Origin of the sequence: Bradyrhizobium sp. Bra78 (assembly GCF_024519855.1) — a bacterium.
GTDB lineage: Bacteria > Pseudomonadota > Alphaproteobacteria > Rhizobiales > Xanthobacteraceae > Bradyrhizobium > Bradyrhizobium japonicum_G.
Map to the genome: position 1 here is coordinate 135,870 of NZ_JALJRE010000012.1, position 22,489 is coordinate 158,358.

Below are 22,489 nucleotides of genomic sequence, written 5' to 3' on the forward strand. Positions count from 1 at the left end.
AGAACCCCATTCACGCCGCACGGTCAAGATGCTGGACCAGGCCCGCGAACAGGCCGCGGCCGTCGGTGCAACCCATGATATCTTCGACGTGGTTTTCCGGATGCGGCATCATGCCGAGCACGTTGCCCTTGTCGTTGACGAGGCCGGCGATGGAATGCGCCGCGCCGTTGATGTTGTGGCTCTCGTCAACCGCGCCGTCGGGGGAACAGTAGCGATAGAGCACCCGCCCCTCGCCTTCGATGCGCTTGATGGTCTCTTCATCCGCTTCGTAATTGCCCTCGCCATGGGCGACGGGGACGCGGATCACCTGCCCGGCATTGTAGCCGCGGGTGAACGGCGTGTCGGAGCGCTCGACGCGCAGATGCACGTCGTGGCAGATGAATTTCAGCCGCGCATTGCGCATCAGCACGCCCGGCAGCAGCCCGGATTCGCAGAGGATCTGGAAACCGTTGCAGACGCCGAGCACGAGGCCGCCCTTGGCCGCGTAGTCGCGCACCGCATCCATCACGGGCGCCCGCGCTGCGATGGCGCCACAACGAAGATAATCACCATAGGAAAAGCCGCCCGGCACCACCACGAGATCGGTTCCTGCCGGCAGCGACGTCTCGGCGTGCCAGACCATCGCGGGCTCGCGGCCCGAGATCAGCCTCAAGGCGCGCGCCATGTCGCGCTCGCGGTTGATTCCGGGAAAGACGAGAATGGCGGCTTTCATGGCAGGGGTTCCGACGGTGGCGGGATTCGGGGTGGCCAACGGGCCAAATCGTGAAGAGACATATCCATTTGACGGGGATTTTACCAGTGCTAGCCTCCGCAAGCGGCCTTGTGCACAGGCTATGGACGCATGCCGTTGGCCGACCGATTTGCCGGGATTGAAGCCATGAATGTCCCGTCGCTGCCCGCATCCCTCTCCGAGCCGGTGTCCACCGAGGGCGTCGTCGCCGCCGGCGCCTATGTCGACGGCCGGCGCGTCGCCAATATCGCCATCAGCGAGGCCTCGAGCTGGCGGGCCAAGCCCGGCCACGTGGTCTGGATCGGCCTGCACGAGCCCGACATGGCGCTTCTCGCCGCCGTGCAGAAGCAGTTCGACCTGCACGACCTCGCCATCGAGGACGCCGACCACGCTCATCAGCGGCCCAAGATCGAGCAATATGGCGAGGCGCTGTTCATCGTGGCGCGGACGGCGCAGCTGATCGAGGGCCGCATCGCGTTCGGCGAGACCCACATCTTCGTCGGCGAAGGCTATCTGGTCTCGGTGCGCCACGGCGCCTCGACGTCCTACACACCGGTGCGCGAGCGCTGCGAAAGCTGCCCGCGGGCGCTCGCGCGCGGCGAAGACTACATCCTCTACGCCATCCTCGATTTCATCGTCGACAACTACTCGCCCGTGCTCGAAAGCATTCACGACGAGGTCGAGGGCATCGAGGACGACGTGCTCTCCAAGCCGATCAGCAAGGCGCAGATCGAGCGGCTCTACATGCTGCGCCGCGACCTCTTGCGGCTCAGGAACGCGATCGGCCCGCTGGTGGAGGTCTGCCGCCGGCTGGAGCACGACGAGCTTGCGATGGTGCGCGCGACCATGCAGCCGCTGTTCCGCGACGTCACGGACCACGTTCGCAATATCCAGGAGCGTATCGATTCCATGCGCGAGGTGCTGGCGTTCGCCTTCGAGGCGAGCCTGCTGGTCGGCCAGGCCCAGGAGACGGCGGTGTCGAAGAAGCTCGCCTCCTGGCTCGCGATCATCGCCATCCCGACCGCGCTCGCCGGCATCTACGGCATGAACTTCAAGCACATGCCGGAGCTGGACTGGGAGTACGGCTACTACACGCTGCTCGGCGTGATGCTGACGTCGTGCGGCGCGCTGTACTGGCGTTTTCGTCGGGTCGGTTGGCTGTGAGCCATCCCGTTCACCCGATCAACTCGACCCGATAGTTCTCGATCACGGTGTTCGCCAGCAGCTTGTCGGCGGCGTCCTTCAACGCCGCCTCCGCCTTGGCCTTGTCCGCGCCGGCAAGCTCGATGTCGAACACCTTGCCCTGCCGGACGCTGGCGACGCCGTCGACGCCGAGCGACTTCAGCGCGCCTTCGATGGCCTTTCCCTGCGGATCGAGGATGCCCGTCTTCAAGGTAACGGTGACACGTGCCTTCACGTCCAAATCCCCTTTTAGCTCTTCACCAGCACCGGGCCGGAGCCCGCCGGACGCTCGTTCTCCATGAGGATGCCGAGACGCTTGGCGACTTCGGTATAGGCTTCGAGGAGCCCACCGAGATCCCTGCGGAAACGGTCCTTGTCGAGCTTCTCGTTCGACTTGATGTCCCACAGACGGCAGCTATCCGGCGAGATCTCGTCGGCGACGATGATCCGCATCATCTCGTTCTCGAACAGCCGGCCGCATTCCATCTTGAAGTCGACGAGGCGGATGCCGATGCCGAGGAAGAGGCCGGTGAGGAAGTCGTTGACGCGGATGGCGAGCGCCATGATGTCGTCGATCTCCTGCGGCGTCGCCCAGCCGAAGGCGGTGATGTGCTCTTCCGACACCATGGGGTCGTTGAGCTGGTCGTTCTTGTAGTAGAATTCGATGATCGAGCGCGGCAGCTGCGTGCCCTCCTCGATGCCGAGTCGCTGCGACAGCGAGCCGGCGGCAACGTTCCGCACCACCACTTCCAGCGGCACGATCTCGACTTCGCGAATCAGCTGCTCGCGCATGTTTAGGCGGCGGATGAAATGGGTCGGCACCCCGATGTCGTTGAGGTGCTGAAACAGGTACTCCGAGATCCGGTTGTTGAGGACACCCTTGCCCTCGATCACCTGATGCTTTTTCGCATTGAACGCGGTGGCGTCATCCTTGAAGTGCTGGATCAGGGTACCGGGCTCCGGGCCTTCGTAAAGAACCTTTGCCTTGCCTTCATAAATGCGACGCCGACGGCTCATGGGGATGTACCGTGTTTTGTTGAAATCCATGTATCTGGTGTGCTCCGGTTGACGAGACCTACGACCCACAGCGGAGCTGCCGTGAACGGCCCGGAACCCGCGGAAACAGAACGGGAACCCAGCCTTAGGCAACCTATCCGATTGGCTGTCCAAGCACAATCGATCCGGCCGTCCGGCATCAACTTATACCGTCTTGCCTGCGGCTTAACGGCTCGTTGTTTTGCCGATTCTTGCCTCCTATCTAGGCATGGACCGGGGCTCTCGCAACGAGGGCCGCCGGGGCCAGTCAGCAGGGAATTGGAAAAGGCATGAGCACGTTCGACAAGCGCGAGGAAGGCTTCGAGAAGAAGTTCGCCCTCGACGAGGAGCAGAAATTCAGGGCGGAAGCCCGCCGCAACCGGCTGCTCGGGCTGTGGGCGGCCGAAAAGCTCGGAATCACCGGGGAAGCCGCCACGGCCTACGCCAAGGAAGTGGTCGCGGCCGATTTCGAGGAAGCCGGCGATGCCGACGTCCTGCGCAAGGTCATGGCCGATTTCGCCGCCAAGAACGTGGCCGTCACCGAACAGGCGATTCGCGCCAAGATGAGCGAGTTGATCGCGGCGGCGGCGGCCGAGGTGAAGGCGGGAAAATAGTTAAAAAGGGAGTGGCGAATGGCGACGAAAACCCCATTCGCCGCTCGGGCTTGCAGCCAGCCCCGGGCAATGCCAAATGGGCGGTATGCCCCAAGATCGCACCAAAGATCGCACCCCGGACCATATCTCCAACGTCCTTTCCGAACGCTATGCCTCGCCCGCCATGCGCGCCATCTGGAGCGGCGAAGGCAAGGTTCGCCTCGAACGCGACTACTGGATCGCCGTGCTGAAAGCGCAGCGCGATCTCGGCATTCCCGTGCCGGATGGCGTGATCGACAGCTACGAGCGGGTGAAGGACCAGGTTGACCTCGCCTCCATCATGCGGCGCGAGCGCGTCACCCGCCACGACGTGAAGGCGCGCATCGAGGAGTTCTGCGATCTTGCCGGTCATGAGCACCTGCACAAGGGCATGACGAGCCGCGACCTCACCGAGAACGTGGAGCAGCTGCAGGTCTATCGCGGACTGCAGCTCGTCGAGACCAAGTGCATCGCCGCGCTGATCCGTTTTGCGAAGCACGCCAGGCAATTGCGAGACATCCCGTTCACGGCACGCACCCACAACGTGGCTGCGCAGGTCACGACGCTCGGCAAGCGCATCGCCATGTTCGGCGAGGAGATGCTGCTGGCGCACCAGAGCCTGGCCAATTTGCTGCAAACCTATCCCGCGCGCGGCCTGAAGGGCGCCGTCGGTACGCGGCTCGATCAGATCACCCTGTTCAACGGCGATGCCGGCAAGGCACGTGCGCTCGAGCAGCGCATCCTGGTCCATCTCGGCCTGCCCAAGAGCTTCGATGCCGTGGGCCAGGTGTATCCGCGCAGCCTCGACTTCCGCGCGGTCAGCGTCCTCGTCGATCTCGCCAGCGGTCCCGGCAGCTTCGCCAAGACGTTGCGCCTCATGGCGGGCCATGAGCTCGCCAGCGAAGGTTTTGCGAAGGGCCAGGTCGGCTCTTCCGCGATGCCGCACAAGATGAACAGCCGCTCCTGCGAGCGCATCAACGGCCTGCATGTGGTGCTGAAGGGCTATCTCGCCATGGCCGCCGGCCTCGCCGGCGATCAGTGGAACGAGGGTGATGTCTCCTGCTCCGTCGTCCGCCGCGTAATGCTGCCCGATGCCTTCCTCGCCATGGACGGCCTGCTCGAGACCCTGCTCTCGGTGCTCGACCAGATGGAAATATTCGACGCCGTCGTCGCGACCGAGCTCAACCGTTATTTGCCTTTCCTGCTGACCACCACGGTCATGATGGAAGCGGTGAAAAAGGGTGCCGGCCGTGAAGGCGCGCACGAGGCGATCAAGGAGCATGCGGTCGCGGCCATTCGCGACCTGCGCACCGGCAAGATCGTGCAGAACGACCTGCTGCAGCGTCTCGCCGCCGATCCGCGCCTCGGCATGAGCGAAGCCGAATTGCAGCGCGTGCTCGACCACGGTCGCGCCAATTCCGGCGACGCCGGCGCCCAGGTCGATTACTTCGCCGAGCAGGTCGACGCGCTCGCCAAGGCCAAGCCTGAAGCGGCGAAGTACACGCCGGGCGCGATCCTGTAACGAGGAGCGAATAGCGAGCGGCAAGAAGCCATTCGCTATTCGCAATTCCCCACTCGCCCCCGTCAGCCTTCCTTGAAGCCATACTCCGGAACGTTGCCGCTGGCGCCGTAATATTTGTACGGCAGGAATTTGCCGCTCATGGTGATCTTGACGCGGTCGCCCTTCGGATTGGGCAGGCGCTCCATCACCATGTCGAAGTCGATTGCCGACATGATGCCGTCGCCGTACTCCTCCTCGATCAGCGCCTTCCAGGCCGGGCCGTTGACCATGACCAGTTCGTAGAAGCGATAGATCAGGGGATCGGTCGGCGGCATCGGCATGCCGCGCATCGGCGTCTCGTTGAGCATCGTGGTCTCTGCCTTGGTAAGGCCGAACAGTTCGGCGGCGTTGGCGGCCTGCGGCTTCGTCAATTTCATCTGGCCGAGGATCGCGCCTGTTATCAGCACCTCCGAATAGCCACCGATCTTCTCGCAGATGTATTTCCAGCTCCAGCCCTTCTCGCGCTTGATGTCGAGCAGCTTCTCGGTGAGGTCTTCGCGTTTCATGTCAGTCTCCCTTCTAGGCAGTAAGTCCGGGACTGGTCCCGGGTATCCGTGTTTGTCGTGGTTCGTCGCTGGCCGCGATCGTCAGTCCGGGCTTGCCGATATGCACCATCGGCACGTTGCGCGGATCGTGATCGGGTGTCTCGGCGGTGAAGGTCTTGCTGCGCGTCACCAGGAAATCGATGATGTGATTGCGCAGCGCGTAATAGAGCGGATGGCGGTGCAGGTCCGTACGACCGCGATCCCTGGGCAGCGGATTTTCGACGACCTCCGCCAGCACCGCGCCGGGCCCGTTGGTCATGAGAAATATCTTGTCGGCAAGGTAGATCGCCTCGTCGACGTCGTGCGTGATCATGAATGCGGTCTGCCCGGTCTCCAGACAAATCCGGCGCACCTCGTCCTGGAGCGTGCCGCGCGTCAGCGCGTCGAGCGCGGAGAACGGCTCGTCCATCAACATCATCTTCGGCGTGATCGAGAGCGCGCGCGCGATGCCGACGCGCTGCTTCATGCCGCCCGAGAGTTCGGAAGGTCGTTTGTGCTCCGAACCCGTCAGGCCCACGAGATCGATGAAAGTCTGCGCATGCGCCTTGACCTTGGCGCGGTCCCAGCGCCGCCATTTCGAGCTCACGGCATAGGCGACATTGCCGAGCACGGTGCGCCAGGGCAAGAGCGCATGGCTCTGGAAGATCACGGCACGGTCGAGGCTGGTGCCTGATATCGCCTGTCCGTCGACGATGACCGTGCCTTCGCTCGGCGCATCGAGGCCGGCGAGGATGTTGAGCACCGTGGTCTTGCCGCAGCCGGAATGGCCGATCACGCAGCAGAACTCGCCGCGCGCCATCGAGAGCCACAGATTCTCGAAGATCGTCGTCGTGGCGCCGCTCGCGCCCGGATAGCGTTTTGCGATGCCTTCGATGGAGATGAATTTGTCGGTCACAGCCCCTACTCCGGAAATGTGACCATGCGCGTGAAGCGCGCGAGGATCTGGTCGAGCAGCATGCCGATGACCCCGATCAGCAGGATCGCGATGATGACGTTTGTGATCGAGAGGTTATTCCACTCGTTCCAGACGAAATAGCCGATGCCGGTGCCGCCGACGAGCATTTCGGCGGCGACGATCACGAGCCAGGCGATGCCGATCGAGATGCGCATGCCGGTCAGGATCGTGGGCGCGGCCGCCGGCAGGATCACGGTGAAGGCGCGCCTGATGGTGCCGACCTCCAGCGTCCGCGCGACGTTGATCCATTCCTTGCGCACGCTGGCCACGCCGAACACGGTGTTGAGCAGCATCGGCCAGATCGAGCAGATGAAGATCACGAAGATCGCTGAGATCGAGGAATCCTTGATGGTGTAGAGCGCGAGCGGCATCCACGCCAGCGGCGAAATCGGCTTCAACACCTGGATGAAGGGATCGAGCGCCTTGCTCAACAGCGGCGACATGCCGATAAGGAAGCCGAGCGGGATGGCGACGAGCACGGCCAGCAGGTAGCCGGTGCCGACGCGCGCGATGGAATAGCCGAGCTGGATGCCGAGCCCTTTGTCGTTCGGCCCATTGTCGTAGAACGGCCGCTTCAGATGCTCCCAGAGTTTTGCGCCGACGTCGATCGGACCCGGCATGGCGGATTTGCCCTGCGTCGCGGTCAGGCCCATCAGCTTGGCGTATTCCGGACTCATCGTCGCGACCGGTGCCGTCGAGCGCGTGGCCAGATGCCAGATGCCGAGGAACGCGGCGAGCAGAACGATCGAGACGAGGCCGGCGCGGAGGCGGAGGGAGGATGTCATGTCGCAAGACCTCTCCACACGTCGTCCCGGCGAAGGCCGGGACCCATACCCCCAGGGAGACGTTTGGCTAAGACTGGTCGTTCGGTACCGCTGCCGTTCGAAATCGACCGATCACGCGGTATGGGTCCCGGCCTTCGCCGGGACGACAACGGAGAGCGCGCGCGGCCCCTCACGATGCCTTCCTGATCTTGAAGCTCGCGACATAATCCTCGGGCTTCGCCGGATCGAAAGTCTTTCCCATCACCGCGAACGATTTGTAGGCGCTCGCGGGCGGCGACAGGCCCATCTCGGTCATCAGCTTCCTGGTGTCGGTGGCGAGATACACCTGCTCGGCGACCGCCTTGTAGTCGACGTCGCCCTTGATCTGGCCCCAGCGCTTCATCTGCGTCAGCATCCACACCGCAAAGGACTGCCAGGGGAACGGATCGAAATCGACGCGTTTGGCGTCCGTCTTCACGCCGCCGAGGCCGTCGGCATAGGTGCCGGTCAGGACCTGCTCCAGCACCGTGACCGGCGCGTTGATGTAATTGGCGGGCGCGATGGCTTCCGCGATCTGCTTGCGGTTCTCCGCCTTCGACGCATAGGCGGTGGCATCGACGATGGCGCGCGTCAGCGCGGCAAAGCTGTTCGGCGCCGTCGTGATGAATTCCTTGCTGGCGGCAAAGCTGCAGCAGGGATGGCCATCCCAGATTTCCTTGGACAAGAGGTGCATGAAGCCGACGCCGTCGTAGATCGCGCGCTGGCAGATGTTGTCGGGCGCGAGGAAGCCGTCGATGTTGTCGGCGCGCAGATTCGCCACCATTTCCGGCGGCGGCACCGAGCGCAGCTGCACGTCGGTATCGGGATCGAGCCCGTGCTCGGCGAGATAATACCGCAGCAGGTAATTGTGCATGGAATAGTCGAAGGGAATTGCGAACTTCATCCCCTTCCAGTCCTTCGGATCGCGCTTGTCCTTGTGCTTGGTCGCCAGCACGATGCCCTGCCCGTTGATGTTCTCGATCGCGGGCACCGTGAAGGGAATGGCATTGGCTCCCAGGCCCAGCGAAATCGCGAGCGGCATCGGGGCCAGCATGTGCGCGGCGTCGTATTCCTTGTTGATGGTCTTGTCGCGGATCACCGCCCAGCCGGCGGTCTTGACGACTTCGACATTGAGACCATGCTTGGCATAGAAGCCGAGCGGCGCTGCCATGATGATCGGTGTCGCGCAGGTGATCGGGATGAAGCCGACCTTGAGGTCCTTCTTCTCGGGCGCGCCGGTCTGCGCGAAGACTTCGGTCGCCGTCTTGATCGGGAAGAATTGCGACAGCGCGGCCAGCGCCGTGGACGCACCGACCGACTTCAGGAACGCGCGCCGCGCCGCGTCCTGCGGAAACATCGCGCGCATCACCGCAGATGCAACGACGCCCTCGTAACGCTTCTCCTCGCTCTCAGCGGGCTCGCAGCGCAGCGCCGTGGCCTGCTCATGCTCTGCCGCGGATTGGTGCTGGCCACAGGCACAGCCGGCTCGAAGGTTGCGATCGGGATCAAACGGATTGTCGAAAATGGACATCGGACCTCCTGCGCGTCATTGCGAGGGTAATTACGCAAGGAGCATGCCACCGCCTCTCCGCCCGCCAGTGCGTTGATGACGCAGAGCTTTCGGTCACACTTGGCCACTACGAAAAGTCGTGATAAACGATATTTCGTAGTTCAATTACGAGATCTCGCAATGGCAACGACGCCAATGCCCAGCCACAACGATGCGGCCGAAGCCGTCGACCCGCGTGTCGGAGCGTTCGAATCCTCGGTCGAGGCAACGCTGCTGGTCGATCCCTATGGCGACCAGATCGTCGATGCCAATCCGGCCGCCTGCGCCCTGCTCGGCTACGACCGAGCATTGTTGCGCCAGACCAAGGCCAGCACCCTTCATACCGGCCAGCTCCCGGCCCTCACCGTGTTCACCCAGGCCGTGCTTCACAAGGGCGCTTACTGGACCACGGCGCTCACCCCCCGCCACGCCACCGGGCAAAATCTAAGACTCGAATACGCCGGCTGCCTGCTGCCGCATGACGGCGGCACGCTGGTGCTGCTCACGCTGACCGATCTCGAAGCGCGCCGCCGCCGCAATGTCGATGCCGCCGCCGAAGACCACATGCGCAGCGGCATTTCGACCTGGCAGCGGGTCGAGCGGGTGTTCCAGGACATCGAGCGCGAAAACCAGCTGATCCTGCGCGCCGCCGGCGAAGGCATCTATGGCGTCAACGCAGAAGGCAAGACCACCTTCGTGAACCCCGCGGCCGAGCGCATGCTCGGCTGGACTGCCGAGGAGCTGGTCGGCAAGGAAATCCACCCGATCATGCACCACACCCACCATGACGGCCGGCACTATCACAACCACGATTGCCCGATCTATGCGGCGTTCCGCGACGGCGCCGTGCACCAGGTCGACGGCGAGGTGTTTTGGCGCAAGGACGGCTCGCCGGCCTGGGTCGAATACACCTCTACCCCGATCCGCGACCGCGGCGTGGTGGTCGGCGCCGTCGTGGTGTTTCGCGACGTCAGCCAGCGGCGCGAGGCCGACGAGAAGCTGCACGCCGCACTCACCGAGGTCGACCGCCTGCGGGAGCGGCTCGAGCTGGAAAACGCCTATCTCCAGGAGGAAATCCGCATCGAGACCAACCCCCGCGGCATCATCGGTCAAAGCGAAGCGGTCCAGCAGACGCTGCGTCAGGTCAAGCTGGTGGCGCCGACCACGGCTGCGGTGATGATCACGGGCGAGTCCGGAACCGGCAAGGAGCTGATCGCCCGCGCGATTCACGAGGCTTCCACCCGCAGCGACCGGCCTCTGATCCGCGTCAACTGCGCCGCGATCCCGCGCGAATTGTTCGAGAGCGAGTTCTTCGGCCACGTCCGCGGCGCTTTTACCGGCGCAACGCGCGACCGTATCGGCCGGTTCGAGCTCGCCGACGGCGGCACGCTGTTCCTCGACGAGGTCGGCGAGATTCCGCTCGAACTTCAGGGCAAGCTGCTGCGCGTGTTGCAGGAGGGCAATTTCGAGCGGGTCGGTCAGGAGCGCACGCGCGCGGTCGACGTCCGCGTCATCGCCGCGACCAATCGCGATTTCAAGCAGGAGGTGCAGCGCGGCCGTTTTCGCGAGGACCTCTATTTCCGCCTCAACGTGTTTCCGATCGAGACGGTACCCTTGCGCGAGCGGCGCGAGGACATTCCCCTGCTCGCCCAGCATTTCCTGACGCGCGAGAGCAAGGCGCTGAAGTCGAATCTGCGCCTGTCCGAAGGCGACGCGCGGCGGCTGACCCGGTACGATTGGCCCGGCAATGTCCGCGAATTGCAGAACGTGATCGAGCGCGGTGCGATCCTGTCGCAAAACGGCCGCTTGCGGATCGACCTGCCGGATGCATCCGGCGCGCTGGCTCAGACCGGCGCCGCCCGCCAGAAGGCGGAGGCGCGCCCGGCGGTCATGACGTCAGCGGAGATGCGCGATCACGAAAGGGCCAACATCCTGGCCGCGCTCGAGGCCTGCGCGGGAAAAGTGTTCGGCCCCGGCGGGGCAGCAGAGATGCTGGACATCAAGCCGACCACGCTGGCATCGCGGATCAAGGCGCTGGGAATTGCGCCCCGTCCGCGTGCCACGTGATGGCGAGCGCTCACGCCGCCTTGGTCGTCATTTCCGATGCGATCGGCAATCCCTGCTCGATCGGCAGCGACGGATCGCGCGACCATTCGTTCCAGGAGCCGAAATACATCCGCACGTCCTTCACGCCGGCGTTCTTAAGCGCCAGGAACGTGTTCGAGGCGCGCGCGCCCTTGAAGCAGTAGAGATAGACCGGCGTGGTCGTCGAGATGCCGACGGTGGCGCATTCCGCCAAAATCTCGTCCTTGGACTTGAAGCGCGGACCTTCGGCGGTCGGCTTCATCATGCGGTACCATTCCAGCCACACGGCGCCGGGGATGCGGCCCTTGCGCGGGCAGAAATCCTTGCCGTAGGGCGAGGAGCTGTCGCCGATCCACTCGTCGACATCGCGCACGTCGAGGATGGCGATGCCGGGCTTGCCGACCGCGGCGAGCATGGTCTTCGCATCGATCAGGATCTCGCCTGCTTCGGGCACGATCGAGAACGAGGCCTTCGCCGGCGCCGGCACATCCTTGGTCACCGGAAGACCCGCGGCGGCCCAGGCATCGAAGCCGCCATGCAGCACCTTGATCTTGGGATAGCCGAGCATGGTGAGCAGATAATAGCCGCGGCAGGACTGACCGAAGCCGGAGTTCATCGATTGCTCGTAGACCACGGCGGTTTCCTTGCCGGAGAGGCCGGCCGCGCCGAAGGCATCGGCGAATTTGGTCTTCAGCTCGGCCATGCCCTCCGGCGTCGAGGTCGCAAGGAACGTGAAAATCTCATGGACGTTCACGGCATTGGGGAGGTGCCCGGCGCCGTAGGCGTCGGGGTTGCGGGTGTCGATGACGACACAGGGCTCGGTCTTCAAGAGATCGGCAAGTTCGCTGGCAGAGATCAGAACGTCCGTCATTGGCAGCCTCTCCGTTGAGGTTAAGTGGTCTTCTGGGGTGGACTCGTGAAGCTCAGGACTCGAAACTCAGGACTTGAAACTCGAGACTTGAAACTCAGGACTCGGCGAGCATCTTGCGCAGCTGCTTGGTGGCCGGCGTGACGATCGCGACGAAATAGGCCTCGCGCAGACGCCGCTGCGCGCGGTGGCTCTTGAGATAGCCGCGGGCGCCACAATGCAGCATCGCCGCATGCGCCGCCGCGACGCTGGCCTCGCCGGCACGAAGCCTGAGCGCGATCACCTTGCGCCAGTAGGTCTCCTCCTCGTTGTACGGATCGCGCGCCAGCTCCATGGTCTCCGCCTCGAGCTCGGCGGCGAGATCGCGGAAATGCACCGGCTGCTGCGGCAGATAGCGGTTGATGTGGCCGAGCGGATTGTCGACCTCGTCCATGATGTTGATGCAGTCCTTGATGAGGCCGAGCGCCATGCCGGCCTGGAGCAGGATGAAGCCGGCGCGGATCTTCTTGACGAAAGGCGCGGCGGGGTCGGCCAGGATCAGCTCGTCCGGCACGAATGTGTCGCGGAACTGCACGCCATAGGTGCCGGTGCCGTCCATGGCGAGGAACGGCTTGCACGGCGTCAGCGTGATGGCGGGATCAGCGCAGTCAGCCAGGAACATCACGGTGCCCGGCTCGTCCTCGCGCTCGAAGATCGTGCCGAAGTAATGGTCCGGACCGAGATTGGAGACCCAGGGCAGCGCGCCGCGGACGATGTAGCCGCCGTCGACCTTTCGCCCTTTCAGTTTGAGCTTCTCGATACCGAAGAAGCTCTTCATCGGATTGGAGAGCCCGGTGCCGCCGAGCACCCGGCCGGTCGAGAACGCATCGCCGAAGCGCTTGGCGAGCTTCATGTTGGTGGAGTTGGCGGCGTACCAGACCAGCGTGTTCTGGCACCAGGCCATGAAGGCGGTGCCGCCGCAGACCTCGCCGATCGCCGCCATCGCCTGGATGGCGCAGCGCAAATCGGCAGGACCTTCGTGGGGCACGTGACTGCTCCAGGCGCCGACCTCGCCGAATTGGCGCAACACCGCGGCAGGATAGACCGTGCCGTCGTCGATGCCGGCGGCGAGCGGCGCAAGCTGCGCCCGCGCGATCCGCGCCACCTCCCCTGCAATGGACGGTGCGGGCTGATCCAAAACTTCGGCCCGTGATAAAGCCAGTGAACCCATGATCGTCTCCCGCACCTTGCCCTGTTGCCGTCAGCCTAGACGCCGACCTCGAGATTGACCGGGCGGGTGAAGGTGTTGGCGACCGGCGACCATTTCTTCACATGGGCGACCAGCGCGTTGATCTCGTCCTGCGAGATGCCCTCGCATTCCATGTCGACCTTGACGCGCACATCGGTGAAGCCGACCGGCTTGTCGGAGACGTCGCCGGTGCCCCAGACGGCCGTGATGTTGAGGTCGCCTTCGAGTTCGAGCTCGAGCTTGTTGACGATCCAGCCGCGGTGCACGGCGTTGGCATGCAGGCCGACCGCAAGGCAGGAACCGAGCGCGGCGAGCGAGGCTTCCGACGGATTTGGCGCGGTGTCGTCACCCAGAAGACCCGGGGGCTCGTCGACGATGTAGGGCGGCAGATTGCGGATGTAGTTGGCGTGGCGGAACTTGCCTTCCGCGACCGTCTTGCACTTCAAGGTCTTGACGACCTTCGGATTGGCCTTGCCGCTCGCGATCAGTTGCTCGAGGCCATTCTTGTCGATGGGCGCGAGGCAACCCGTCAGCACTGTCTTCTGAACGACGGCAGTCATCATCTTCTCCCTGGCAGAAGTGGAAATCGGCAGGATACCGAACGGTCTGTTTCCTTGCATGGAGCATGCCAGAGCCGGCCAAAAACAAAAGGCGAAGCATTGGAGCCGCTTAGCCTGCGCTGCCTGCGGATTGATCAGCCGCCGTTTGCTCAAAGGCGATGCAGATGCGCCTTCTCGTGCGAATCTTTTCGGCTCGGAACAGATGCGGCTTGCTGATGCGGCGCTGCTGCGGGTAAGTTTGGACTCATGGCCAAGCCCTCACCGAACAAGCCGTCATCGAAGAAGAATTCGCCCCACGCCGTGACGGGCGAAGACGAGTCCGCGCGCGGGCGCCTCCTGAGCGCCGCGACCCATCTGTTCTGCAAGAACGGAATCAACGCCACCGGCATCGATGCGATCATCGAGGAAGCCGGCACCGCGAAGACCACGCTCTATAAATTGTTCGGCTCCAAGACCAATCTCGTCAACGCGGTGCTGGAGAGCGAAGGCAAGCAGTGGCGCGAATGGTTCATCGGCGCCATGGAGGAAGGCGGCGGCGACGCGCAGGCCAAACTCACGCGCATCTTCCCGGCGCTGAAGAGCTGGTTTGCGGAAGAGCGCTTCTACGGCTGCCCTTTCATCAACGCGGTCGGCGAGCACGACAAGGACGCCAAGCAGTTCCGCAATATCGCGCTGAAACACAAGAAGATCGTGCTCGGCCACATCGAGAAGCTCGCCGGCGAGCTCGGATCCAGCGAACCCCTCGTGCTGGCGCATCAGCTCGGCCTGCTGATCGACGGTGCCATCGTCGCGGCGATGGTGTCGCGCGATCCGGGCGTGGCCGATACGGCGGCGCTGACGGCGGGCCCCCTGCTCAGCCAGTCCAGGGCAAGGAAGAAGCGCGCGGCGGATCAGCTCGAGGCGGTGTGATCTCTCTTACCGCCCCGCCTTCCCCTCCCGCGGCAACGCCTCCGTAAACCGCCTGATCGCCGCGAGCACCGGCTGCTGATCTCCGGCAAAGAACCAGTGATCATGGCCGTCGAGCTCGACGAACTCCGCGCCGCTGATCCGGCTCGCGATGTCGCGGCCGGCGGCGATCCGCACGGCCTGGTCGTTCCGCCGGTGCAGCACCAGCGTCGGCACGGCAATTCGCGCCAGAAGGTGCCGCACGTCGGCATCGCGAAACGCCGCGAGCACGGCCGAGATGCCGCCGGGACTGGAGGCCGCGCGCAGCAGCCCCGCCCACCAGGCGCGCGCCTGCGGATCATTGGCCAGGCTCGGCGCGAAGGCTTCGATCCCGACCGGCCCGCCCCATTGCGCGATGAGGTGGCGGCTCCAGGCGTCATACTGGCTGGCGCGCAGCGCGTGCGGATAGTCCTGTGACCAGCAGCCCTTGGCCAGCGCACCGAACAGAATGAGCCCGGCCACGCGGTGCGGGTCATCGACCGCGAACTTGATGCAGGCCGGCCCGCATTCGGATGCCCCGAACAGCACGACGCGGCGCGCATCCGCCGCCCGCAACACGGTGCCGATATCCTCGGCGGTGACGTCGATATCAGGAGCCGATCCAACCCGGTCGGACAACCCGATGCCGCGGCGATCGAACACGATCAGGCGTCCAAGCTTCATCAACGACGCCAGAAACGTCCGGCTCGCGGGATGCTCCCAGGCGCGCTCCACATGCGACACGAAGCCGGGCATGACCAGGATGTCGAGCGGGCCGCTTCCGTAGGTCTGATACGCAAGATGCACATCTGAGCCCTTCACATAGCGTGTCGCCGGAACGGAATGCGGCGCCGCCGCGGGGCTCATCAGCGCTTCGGTCTCGGCTTCCGGCGCGACGCCAAGCTCGTCGCGCAGACGCTGCGTCAGTGCCGCGTGATGCCGCTCCGCCGCGCTTCGGTCGCCGGCGAGCAGCAGGCTTCGGATCAGATGCCGGCCATAGACCTCGCTGAGCGGATCGAGCTCGACCAGACGGCCCGCATGCGCGGTCGCGGCAAAATGATCGCCGGCTGTATTCTTGTCCTGCACGAGACGTTCGAGCGCGTGCATGAGCCGTCCCCTCAGCGCCTCACGGCGAAAGAATGACCAGTCGTCGAATTCAGGAGAGTGGTCCGGAGAGAAGCCGGCGAGAAAGTCACCCCGATAAAGCTGGCAGGCCGCTTCAAACTCGCCGCGATCGCAGGCGCTCTCGAACAGCTGCGAGTCGATCTTCAGCTCGACCGCCGGTGACCAACGCACACTGGTGCGGTCGGTCTCGAAAACCGGTTGGTCAAGCGTAAGCTCGATGCGGTGAAGCAGGCGCCGCAATCGGGCGAGACCGGTCTCTCGGGGCGTTTCCGGCCAAAGCAGAGTGGCGATGACATCGCGCGCAACGGCGCCTTTGGCCTCCGCAAGATAGATCAGCAGCGCAAGGCCCTTGCGCAGGTTCAGCTTGATCGAGCGTCCGTCGGCATGAACCTCCGGGAACCCGAACGCCCCCAGCGAGAAAGCCGTCATGAAGATCCTCCCTCCCCAGCCGGCGCCCCGGGGGGACGCACAGGGGACGGTCCACCGCTAACAATCGGGGCAGATCGCACCCGCTCGCCAGCGAGCATTTCAGGCTCCTGCATGCGGCACCGTTGCCGTCGGCACAATAGGAAAAACCATGTTCGCACGCCTCGCAATCCTGCTCTACGCCCTCGTCAGCTATGCCGTATTCACGGCTTCGTTTCTCTACGCGCTCGGTTTCGTCGGCAATTATGTCGTGCCCAAGTCGATCGATATGTCGATCGATATGCCGATCGACGTTGGCGGCCCCACGAATTGGGGCGAGGCCATCGCCGTCAACCTGCTGTTGATGAGCCTGTTTGCAATCCAGCACACCGTCATGGCGCGCCCGGCCTTCAAGCGATGGTGGGCCAAATTCCTTCCGCTCGCCTGCCAGCGCAGCACCTATGTGCTGCTGTCCAGCCTGATCCTCCTTTTGCTGTTCTGGCAGTGGCGTCCGATTCCGGCACCGATCTGGCAAACCAGCGGCATGGTGGCCTGGCTGCTGATCGGCGTGCATTGGCTCGGCTGGCTGATCGCGTTTGCCTCCACCCACATGATCGATCATTTCGATCTGTTCGGCCTGCGGCAGGCTTTGGTCGCGTTCCGCGGGACCGTGATATCGGGTCAATCGTTCAGGACGCCGCTGCTCTACAAGATCGTGCGGCATCCGCTCATGCTGGGCTTTCTGCTCGCGTTCTGGGCGACGCCCGAGATGACCGCCGGCCATCTGCTGTTCGCGATCGCGAACACGGCCTACATCCTGGTCGGGCTACAGTTCGAGGAGCGAGATCTGATCGCCGAGTTCGGCGCGACCTATCAGGAGTATCGCCGGCGCGTTCCCATGCTGGTGCCGCGTCTGTTCGGTCGCCGCCGGACGGACGATCGCCGCCCTGCAGGAGCGCCGCGATGAACGCGCTGTTCTCTCTCCCCAAAATGTCCGTGGATGCCGCCACATTCGCCGATACGCTCGATGGGCTCGACGTCGGCCTGTATCTCGTTGCCGCGGACGCGCGTCTCGTTCACGCCAATACGGCCGGCCAGGCCATTCTCGATGCGCGCGACATCCTGCGTGAAATCCGCGGGCACCTCGCGGCCTGCGATCTCGCGGCCAACCAGACCTTGCAGCAGCTCTTCGCGGCGGCGGGACAGGCCGGCGAAACTTCAGTGCCGATGATCGGGACCCATGGACAGCGCTACGTCGCCCATGCCCTGCCGCTGCCATCCGGCACGCGCCGGTGTGCGGATGTGGCCTGCAGCGCCGCAGCAGCCTTGTTCGTTCGCAGGGCCGCGCTGACGATGCCGCCGCGTTCCGAAGTGATCGGCAAGGCATTCAGACTGACGCCGACGGAGTTGCGCGTGCTGCTCGCGATCGTCGAGCTCGGCGGCGTTCCGGAAGTGGCGGCCGCGCTCGGCGTCGCCGGTACGACGATCAAGACGCATGTCCGCCGCCTGTTTGAAAAGACCGGCGCCGCGCGACAGGCCGATTTCGTCAAGCTCGTCGCAGGATATGCGACGCCGTTGAGAAACCTGCCGAATGCAGACAATCCACTGGAGCGCCACGATGAAAGCAGTTCTGTGCAGCTCGTTCACCGGGCCGGGCGATTTGCGCCTCGGCGAGATCGACGAGCCGAAGCCGGCCCGTGACGAGATTCTCATTGATGTCCACGCGGCGTCCGTGAGCTTCATGGACCAGTTGCTGGTTTCTGGCCTCTACCAGATGCGGCCACCGACGCCTTTCGTGCCCGGCACTGAAGCATCCGGTGTCGTCGTCGCGGTCGGCGACGGGGTCACGACATTCGCCCCGGGCGACCGTGTGGCTTGCAGCGCCTGGACCGGCGGCTACGCCGAACGGATGATTGCCAGGGAATCGAAGAGCGTGCGGTTGCCGGATGGCATCGCGTTCGAGGCCGCGGCGACGGTCCTGCACAATTATGGCACGGCCTATTATGCGCTGGTCGAGCGAGCCCGGGCGCAGCGCGGCGAAACCCTGTTCGTCACGGGCGCCGCCGGCGGCGTTGGACTGGCCGCCGTCGACCTCGGCCGTCAACTGGGCCTGCGCGTCGTCGCCGGTATCGGTTCCGATGACAAGGCTGCCCTGGTGCGCCGTTATGGGGCCGGCGAAATCGTCAACTATCGCAGCGAGGATCTGCGCGACCGGATCAAGTCGATCACGTCAGGGGAAGGCATCGACATCGGTTTCGACAATGTCGGCGGCGCGATTTTCGAGCAGATCGCCCGGCTGATGAAATGGGCCGGACGGCTGATGCCGATCGGCTTCACCAGCGGCGAAATTCCGCAGCTCCCGATGAACCTGCCGCTGCTGAAAAACTATTCCATCCTCGGCGTCTTTGCCGGCGCCTGGGTGGAGAAATTCCCGACAGAGGCAGCGCGCGCAAATGACACGCTGATGCAATTGCTGGCCGACGGAAAAATCCGCCCGCACGTCGATCGCATCCTCCCTTTGGAGGATGCCGGGGACGCCATGCGCGCCGTGGCGAGCCGGACGGTTCAAGGACGAATTGTCCTAAAGGTCAGGTAAGGTGAGCGGGCCACGGCAGGAGAGAAACACACCGATGACACAGATCATCATCGACAACCGCTTTTGCGGTCCTCCGAACTCCGGCAACGGCGGCTATGTCTGCGGCCGGCTCGCCCGCCACATCCCCGGGGCTGCGGAGGTGACGCTGCGCGCACCGCCTCCCCTGGACAAGCCGCTCGATGCGGTTGCAACGGACGACGGCACATGGGAGCTTCGCGACGGCGCCAGGGTCGTCGCGACAGGACGGGCCGCAAATGTCGAGCTTGCGCGACTGGAAACAGCCAGCTTCGAGGAGGCCTGCGCCGCCGAGTTGCTGACGCCGCTGAAGCCGCACGAGCATCCGCTGCCGACATGCTTCGTGTGCGGTCCGGCAAGGGCGAAAGGCGACGGCCTGCGCATTTTCGCCGGCTCGCTCGGGCGTCACAATGCCGTTCTCGCAGCGAGTTGGACGCCGGATAAGAATCTCGCCGCCGAGGACGGCCTGGTCGCGCCAGAATTCCTCTGGTCGGCACTCGACTGCCCCACCGGCTTTGCCTGCAATTGCGATCAGCAGAACGGCAGCTTCGACAAGACGCCACTGCTGCTCGGACGAATGTCGGCCCGGATCGAGGCCCGCCCCCGCCCCGGCGACCGCTGCATCATCACGGCCTGGCCCACCGGTCGCGACGGCCGCAAGCGCACGGCCGAAGCCGCGGCGCATGATGAAGCCGGGAGGTTGCTGGCCGTGGCGCGGGCGACATGGATCGAGGTCCAGCGCGAGGTGCAGCTTGGGCGTCCTTCGTAGGTGGGCAAAGGCGCGCAGCGCCGTGCCTACCGTCTCTCCCCTTGCCCGATGCGCACCGGTGGGCACGCTCCGCTTTGCCCCCCTGCAAGACCTTTGCCCGACGAGACCTACGCGCTCTGCTCGATCATCTCCTGCAGCCGCACCAGCTCCGCCTCGATATCGCGTTCGACATCCGCCGCCCGAATCTCCAGCACGCGATAATCACGCGCCTCAAGCCACGTCCGCCGTCCCGCACGATCCGCCGCGATCGTCTCGCCCTCGCCCGGATTGACCAGCTCGATCGCGATCCGGTGCGGGAACGAGACGAAGTCCGGGATGTGGCGGCCGACCGGGGTCTGACGCTTGAACCCGCCTGCAAAGCGGCGGTCGCGGGTCAGGGCCTGCCAGAGCAGGCGCTCGGCGTCGGTCGGGTTGCGGCGGAGCAGGCGGGCGAGCCCGCGCACTGTCGAGCCGCCGTCGGGGACACCACCCTGCCCGTGCTCGGCCAGCAGCGCGCGCAGGCGCGTGGCCTGCTCGCCGTCGAGCACGCCGCCCTTGGCCGGGCCCTTGCGCCCTTCCGCGATCGCCATCACCACGCCGTGCAGAGTGTGCATGTCCTGCTTGGTCGGCTCCATCCGGCTGAAGATGTTGCGCAGGTTCACCAGCATGGTGTCGCGCTTCTCGGCGGGGCGCAGGAATTCGACCCGGTCGAGCTCGCGGATCAGATTGTCGAAGAAGGCCTGCATCTGGTGCTGCGAGGCGCGCTCCGAACGTTCCGGCATGCTGTGCGGCAGCTCGCCCGAGGTCGCCTGCTTGAACCATTCGTAGCCGACCAGCAGCACGGCCTGGGCGAGGTTGAGCGAGGCAAAGCCCGGATTGACCGGAAAGGTGATGATGCGGTTGGAGAGCCCGACCTCCTCGTTGGTCAGCCCCCAGCGCTCCCGGCCGAACAGGATACCGGCCTTGCCGCCGGTCGCGACGTGGCCGGAGATCTCGCTTGCTGCTGCCTCAGGCCCGACTACCGGCTTGGCCTGGTCGTGGGGGCGCGCAGTGGTGGCGAACAGCAGGTCGAGATCGGCAACGGCCTCGCCGACCGTGTCGAACAATTCGACCTTGTCCAGAATGTAGTCGGCACCGGCGGCCGCCCGCTGGGCGGCGATGTTGGGCCAGCCGTCGCGCGGGTTGACGATGCGCAAGCTGCTCAGCGCGAAGTTGCCCATGGCGCGCGCGGCCATGCCGATGTTTTCCCCGAGCTGCGGCTCGACCAGGATCACGATGGGACCGTCGAGGGAAAGGCCCGCCTTGGTCTTGTCAGTCCCCGACATCTCGCTTCGCTTTCACACTGGTTCTCAAGGCCTTGCCAAGACGCTTTCAGGACAAGGCGCTGTTAGGAATTGATTCAAAGCCGGCCGCGGGGCCGGCTCTGCCCGTTCGCCTGTCGTTTGCCTGTCCTGACGAAATTCTCAAGGGAAATAACGGGTTGGATTCCACTTTTGAATCTCGCCCGAAACCTCGACCCCGCCCCCGCGACGGCGCCGCACCCCGCCCCCCATCTGGGGAAGCTGGATCGGCTAAAAGTGCATAATCACTTGGCTTTCGCCCGCCGCGCGGCGGTGCTAAGAGGCGGCGGATATTCACGTTGGCGCCAGCGGCGCCGTTCCCAAGAGGGCTTCCCCGATCATGGCAAAAATCAAGGTATCCAATCCCGTCGTCGAACTCGATGGCGACGAGATGACCCGGATCATCTGGCAGTACATCAAGGACAAGCTGATCACTCCGTTCCTGGATGTCGACCTGATGTATTTCGACCTGGGGATGGAGTACCGCGACCACACCAACGATCAGGTCACCATCGACGCCGCCGAAGCCATCAAGAAGGTCGGCGTCGGCGTCAAGTGCGCCACCATCACCCCGGACGAGGCCCGGGTGAAGGAGTTCAATCTCAAGCAGATGTGGAAGTCGCCGAACGGCACCATCCGCAACATCCTCGGCGGCGTGATCTTCCGCGAGCCGATCATCTGCAAGAACGTGCCGCGCCTGGTTCCCGGCTGGACCAAGCCGATCATCATCGGCCGCCACGCCTATGGCGACCAGTACCGCGCCACCGATTTCAAGTTCCCGGGCAAGGGCACCCTGTCGATGAAGTTCGTCGGCGAGGACGGCACCGTGATCGAGAAGGAAGTGTTCAAGGCGCCCGGCGCCGGCGTCGCCATGGAGATGTACAATCTCGACGATTCCATCATCGACTTCGCCCGCGCCTCGCTCAACTACGGCCTGCTGCGCAACTACCCGGTCTATCTCTCGACCAAGAACACCATCCTCAAGGTCTATGACGGCCGCTTCAAGGACATCTTCCAGGATATCTACGACCGCGAGTTCAAGAAGGACTTCGAGGCCAAGGGTCTGACCTACGAGCACCGCCTGATCGACGACATGGTGGCCTCGGCGCTGAAATGGTCCGGCGGCTACGTCTGGGCCTGCAAGAATTACGACGGCGACGTGCAGTCCGACACGGTCGCGCAGGGCTACGGCTCGCTCGGCCTGATGACCTCGGTCCTGCTCACCCCCGACGGCAAGACGGTCGAAGCCGAAGCGGCCCACGGCACCGTGACCCGCCACTACCGCGAGCACCAGAAGGGCAAGGAGACCTCGACCAACTCGATCGCGTCGATCTTCGCCTGGACGCGCGGCCTCGCCCACCGCGCCAAGCTCGACAACAATGCCGAGCTCGCCAAGTTTGCGAACACGCTGGAGAAGGTCTGCGTCGACACCGTCGAGGCCGGCTACATGACCAAGGACCTCGCGCTGCTGGTCGGCGCCGACCAGCGCTGGCTCTCGACCACCGGCTTCCTCGACAAGGTCGCCGAGAACCTGACCAAGGAGCTGGCGGCGTAAGCCGTCCGCAATTTCGCCCGACTGGGCCAGACATCATCACGGGCCGCG

The 22,489-nt window shown here is 64.6% G+C and carries 22 protein-coding genes; 10 read left to right on the plus strand and 12 right to left on the minus strand.

From position 1 onward, the window contains the following. Positions 1–10 precede the first annotated feature (10 nt). On the minus strand, positions 11–712 hold the full coding sequence (gene purQ / locus OC450_RS25340; RefSeq protein ID WP_211385243.1) for a phosphoribosylformylglycinamidine synthase subunit PurQ: 702 nt from the start codon (positions 710–712) through the stop codon (positions 11–13). 165 nt (positions 713–877) lie between these two features. On the opposite strand from purQ, the gene OC450_RS25345 reads away from it, so the two are divergent. Next, a complete protein-coding gene (locus OC450_RS25345; RefSeq protein ID WP_211385244.1) occupies positions 878–1,894 on the plus strand; it encodes a magnesium and cobalt transport protein CorA in 1,017 nt (338 codons plus the stop codon). Positions 1,895–1,904: 10 nt separating this feature from the next. Here OC450_RS25345 and purS read toward each other — a convergent pair whose 3' ends face one another. Then, positions 1,905–2,147, minus strand: coding sequence for a phosphoribosylformylglycinamidine synthase subunit PurS (purS, locus tag OC450_RS25350; protein ID WP_007602264.1), 243 nt, complete (start codon positions 2,145–2,147; stop codon positions 1,905–1,907). A gap of 14 nt (positions 2,148–2,161) precedes the next feature. After that, a complete protein-coding gene (gene purC, locus OC450_RS25355; RefSeq protein WP_008974302.1) occupies positions 2,162–2,929 on the minus strand; it encodes a phosphoribosylaminoimidazolesuccinocarboxamide synthase in 768 nt (255 codons plus the stop codon). 308 nt (positions 2,930–3,237) lie between these two features. Here purC and OC450_RS25360 point away from each other — a divergent pair, with 308 nt between their 5' ends. Both OC450_RS25360 and purB read left to right on the plus strand, forming a co-directional pair. Further along, on the plus strand, positions 3,238–3,561 hold the full coding sequence (locus OC450_RS25360) for a DUF1476 domain-containing protein (RefSeq protein WP_211385245.1): 324 nt from the start codon (positions 3,238–3,240) through the stop codon (positions 3,559–3,561). An 85-nt stretch (positions 3,562–3,646) separates the two neighbouring features. Beyond that, positions 3,647–5,101 (plus strand): adenylosuccinate lyase, encoded by a 1,455-nt coding sequence (gene purB / locus OC450_RS25365; RefSeq protein WP_256808202.1) that lies wholly within the window; start codon positions 3,647–3,649, stop codon positions 5,099–5,101. A gap of 62 nt (positions 5,102–5,163) precedes the next feature. Here purB and cynS read toward each other — a convergent pair whose 3' ends face one another. The 4 genes from cynS to OC450_RS25385 form a co-directional block, all read right to left on the minus strand. Beyond that, entirely contained in the window at positions 5,164–5,646 is a 483-nt protein-coding gene (cynS, locus tag OC450_RS25370) for a cyanase (RefSeq protein WP_211385247.1), read from the minus strand. A gap of 13 nt (positions 5,647–5,659) precedes the next feature. Further along, positions 5,660–6,580, minus strand: a complete 921-nt coding sequence (locus tag OC450_RS25375) for an ABC transporter ATP-binding protein (protein WP_256808200.1) — start codon at positions 6,578–6,580, stop codon at positions 5,660–5,662. 5 nt (positions 6,581–6,585) lie between these two features. Continuing rightward, a complete protein-coding gene (ntrB, locus tag OC450_RS25380) occupies positions 6,586–7,425 on the minus strand; it encodes a nitrate ABC transporter permease (protein ID WP_256808197.1) in 840 nt (279 codons plus the stop codon). A 169-nt stretch (positions 7,426–7,594) separates the two neighbouring features. After that, on the minus strand, positions 7,595–8,974 hold the full coding sequence (locus OC450_RS25385; RefSeq protein WP_211385250.1) for a CmpA/NrtA family ABC transporter substrate-binding protein: 1,380 nt from the start codon (positions 8,972–8,974) through the stop codon (positions 7,595–7,597). 159 nt (positions 8,975–9,133) lie between these two features. Between OC450_RS25385 and OC450_RS25390 the strand changes: the two genes are divergently transcribed. Next, positions 9,134–11,059 carry a sigma 54-interacting transcriptional regulator gene (locus OC450_RS25390; RefSeq protein WP_211385251.1) on the plus strand — a complete coding sequence of 642 codons (1,926 nt, stop codon included), beginning with the start codon at positions 9,134–9,136 and terminating at the stop codon, positions 11,057–11,059. Between the two features lie 10 nt (positions 11,060–11,069). Here OC450_RS25390 and OC450_RS25395 read toward each other — a convergent pair whose 3' ends face one another. From OC450_RS25395 to OC450_RS25405, 3 genes are all read right to left on the minus strand, one after another. Continuing rightward, the gene (locus OC450_RS25395) at positions 11,070–11,948 is read right to left on the minus strand and encodes a sulfurtransferase (RefSeq protein ID WP_211385252.1); all 879 of its coding nucleotides are present in this window, start codon (positions 11,946–11,948) and stop codon (positions 11,070–11,072) included. A 94-nt stretch (positions 11,949–12,042) separates the two neighbouring features. Continuing rightward, complete coding sequence (locus OC450_RS25400) at positions 12,043–13,155, minus strand: acyl-CoA dehydrogenase family protein (protein WP_211385253.1); 1,113 nt, start codon at positions 13,153–13,155, stop codon at positions 12,043–12,045. A gap of 35 nt (positions 13,156–13,190) precedes the next feature. Next, on the minus strand, positions 13,191–13,733 hold the full coding sequence (locus OC450_RS25405; protein ID WP_211385254.1) for an OsmC family protein: 543 nt from the start codon (positions 13,731–13,733) through the stop codon (positions 13,191–13,193). Positions 13,734–13,979: 246 nt separating this feature from the next. On the opposite strand from OC450_RS25405, the gene OC450_RS25410 reads away from it, so the two are divergent. Next, a complete protein-coding gene (locus OC450_RS25410) occupies positions 13,980–14,642 on the plus strand; it encodes a TetR/AcrR family transcriptional regulator (protein ID WP_211385255.1) in 663 nt (220 codons plus the stop codon). A 6-nt stretch (positions 14,643–14,648) separates the two neighbouring features. On the opposite strand, the gene OC450_RS25415 is transcribed toward OC450_RS25410, so the two are convergent. Continuing rightward, positions 14,649–16,211 (minus strand): alpha/beta fold hydrolase, encoded by a 1,563-nt coding sequence (locus OC450_RS25415; protein ID WP_211385256.1) that lies wholly within the window; start codon positions 16,209–16,211, stop codon positions 14,649–14,651. Positions 16,212–16,359: 148 nt separating this feature from the next. Here OC450_RS25415 and mddA point away from each other — a divergent pair, with 148 nt between their 5' ends. Genes mddA through OC450_RS25435 form a run of 4 tightly spaced genes read left to right on the plus strand, consistent with a single transcriptional unit; the run spans position 16,360 to position 19,567 of the window. Further along, positions 16,360–17,154 (plus strand): methanethiol S-methyltransferase, encoded by a 795-nt coding sequence (mddA, locus tag OC450_RS25420; RefSeq protein ID WP_262048868.1) that lies wholly within the window; start codon positions 16,360–16,362, stop codon positions 17,152–17,154. After that, positions 17,151–17,888, plus strand: coding sequence for a helix-turn-helix transcriptional regulator (locus tag OC450_RS25425; protein WP_262048869.1), 738 nt, complete (start codon positions 17,151–17,153; stop codon positions 17,886–17,888). Before mddA ends, OC450_RS25425 begins: the two co-directional genes overlap by 4 nt. Further along, positions 17,806–18,783 carry an NADPH:quinone oxidoreductase family protein gene (locus OC450_RS25430; protein ID WP_315986401.1) on the plus strand — a complete coding sequence of 326 codons (978 nt, stop codon included), beginning with the start codon at positions 17,806–17,808 and terminating at the stop codon, positions 18,781–18,783. The genes OC450_RS25425 and OC450_RS25430 overlap by 83 nt, the downstream gene beginning before the upstream one ends. A 34-nt stretch (positions 18,784–18,817) precedes the next feature. Then, positions 18,818–19,567 carry a PaaI family thioesterase gene (locus tag OC450_RS25435; protein WP_262048871.1) on the plus strand — a complete coding sequence of 250 codons (750 nt, stop codon included), beginning with the start codon at positions 18,818–18,820 and terminating at the stop codon, positions 19,565–19,567. Positions 19,568–19,674: 107 nt separating this feature from the next. Here the strand turns inward: OC450_RS25435 and OC450_RS25440 are convergent, their stop codons facing one another. Further along, positions 19,675–20,871: a TrmJ/YjtD family RNA methyltransferase gene (locus OC450_RS25440; protein ID WP_262048872.1), complete on the minus strand. Its 1,197-nt coding sequence runs from the start codon at positions 20,869–20,871 to the stop codon at positions 19,675–19,677. A 355-nt stretch (positions 20,872–21,226) separates the two neighbouring features. Between OC450_RS25440 and OC450_RS25445 the strand changes: the two genes are divergently transcribed. Then, a complete protein-coding gene (locus OC450_RS25445; RefSeq protein ID WP_211385261.1) occupies positions 21,227–22,441 on the plus strand; it encodes an NADP-dependent isocitrate dehydrogenase in 1,215 nt (404 codons plus the stop codon). Positions 22,442–22,489 lie beyond the last annotated feature (48 nt).

Coding starts and splice junctions, on each gene's coding strand:
- purQ (WP_211385243.1), bottom strand. CDS start 712: ATGAAAGCCGCCATTCTCGTCTTTCCCGGAATCAACCGCGAGCGCGAC.
- OC450_RS25345 (WP_211385244.1), top strand. CDS start 878: ATGAATGTCCCGTCGCTGCCCGCATCCCTCTCCGAGCCGGTGTCCACC.
- purC (WP_008974302.1), bottom strand. CDS start 2,929: ATGAGCCGTCGGCGTCGCATTTATGAAGGCAAGGCAAAGGTTCTTTAC.
- OC450_RS25360 (WP_211385245.1), top strand. CDS start 3,238: ATGAGCACGTTCGACAAGCGCGAGGAAGGCTTCGAGAAGAAGTTCGCC.
- purB (WP_256808202.1), top strand. CDS start 3,647: ATGCCCCAAGATCGCACCAAAGATCGCACCCCGGACCATATCTCCAAC.
- cynS (WP_211385247.1), bottom strand. CDS start 5,646: ATGAAACGCGAAGACCTCACCGAGAAGCTGCTCGACATCAAGCGCGAG.
- ntrB (WP_256808197.1), bottom strand. CDS start 7,425: ATGACATCCTCCCTCCGCCTCCGCGCCGGCCTCGTCTCGATCGTTCTG.
- OC450_RS25385 (WP_211385250.1), bottom strand. CDS start 8,974: ATGTCCATTTTCGACAATCCGTTTGATCCCGATCGCAACCTTCGAGCC.
- OC450_RS25390 (WP_211385251.1), top strand. CDS start 9,134: ATGGCAACGACGCCAATGCCCAGCCACAACGATGCGGCCGAAGCCGTC.
- OC450_RS25395 (WP_211385252.1), bottom strand. CDS start 11,948: ATGACGGACGTTCTGATCTCTGCCAGCGAACTTGCCGATCTCTTGAAG.
- OC450_RS25400 (WP_211385253.1), bottom strand. CDS start 13,155: ATGGGTTCACTGGCTTTATCACGGGCCGAAGTTTTGGATCAGCCCGCA.
- OC450_RS25405 (WP_211385254.1), bottom strand. CDS start 13,733: ATGACTGCCGTCGTTCAGAAGACAGTGCTGACGGGTTGCCTCGCGCCC.
- OC450_RS25410 (WP_211385255.1), top strand. CDS start 13,980: ATGGCCAAGCCCTCACCGAACAAGCCGTCATCGAAGAAGAATTCGCCC.
- OC450_RS25415 (WP_211385256.1), bottom strand. CDS start 16,211: ATGACGGCTTTCTCGCTGGGGGCGTTCGGGTTCCCGGAGGTTCATGCC.
- mddA (WP_262048868.1), top strand. CDS start 16,360: ATGTTCGCACGCCTCGCAATCCTGCTCTACGCCCTCGTCAGCTATGCC.
- OC450_RS25425 (WP_262048869.1), top strand. CDS start 17,151: ATGAACGCGCTGTTCTCTCTCCCCAAAATGTCCGTGGATGCCGCCACA.
- OC450_RS25430 (WP_315986401.1), top strand. CDS start 17,806: ATGAAAGCAGTTCTGTGCAGCTCGTTCACCGGGCCGGGCGATTTGCGC.
- OC450_RS25435 (WP_262048871.1), top strand. CDS start 18,818: ATGACACAGATCATCATCGACAACCGCTTTTGCGGTCCTCCGAACTCC.
- OC450_RS25440 (WP_262048872.1), bottom strand. CDS start 20,871: ATGTCGGGGACTGACAAGACCAAGGCGGGCCTTTCCCTCGACGGTCCC.
- OC450_RS25445 (WP_211385261.1), top strand. CDS start 21,227: ATGGCAAAAATCAAGGTATCCAATCCCGTCGTCGAACTCGATGGCGAC.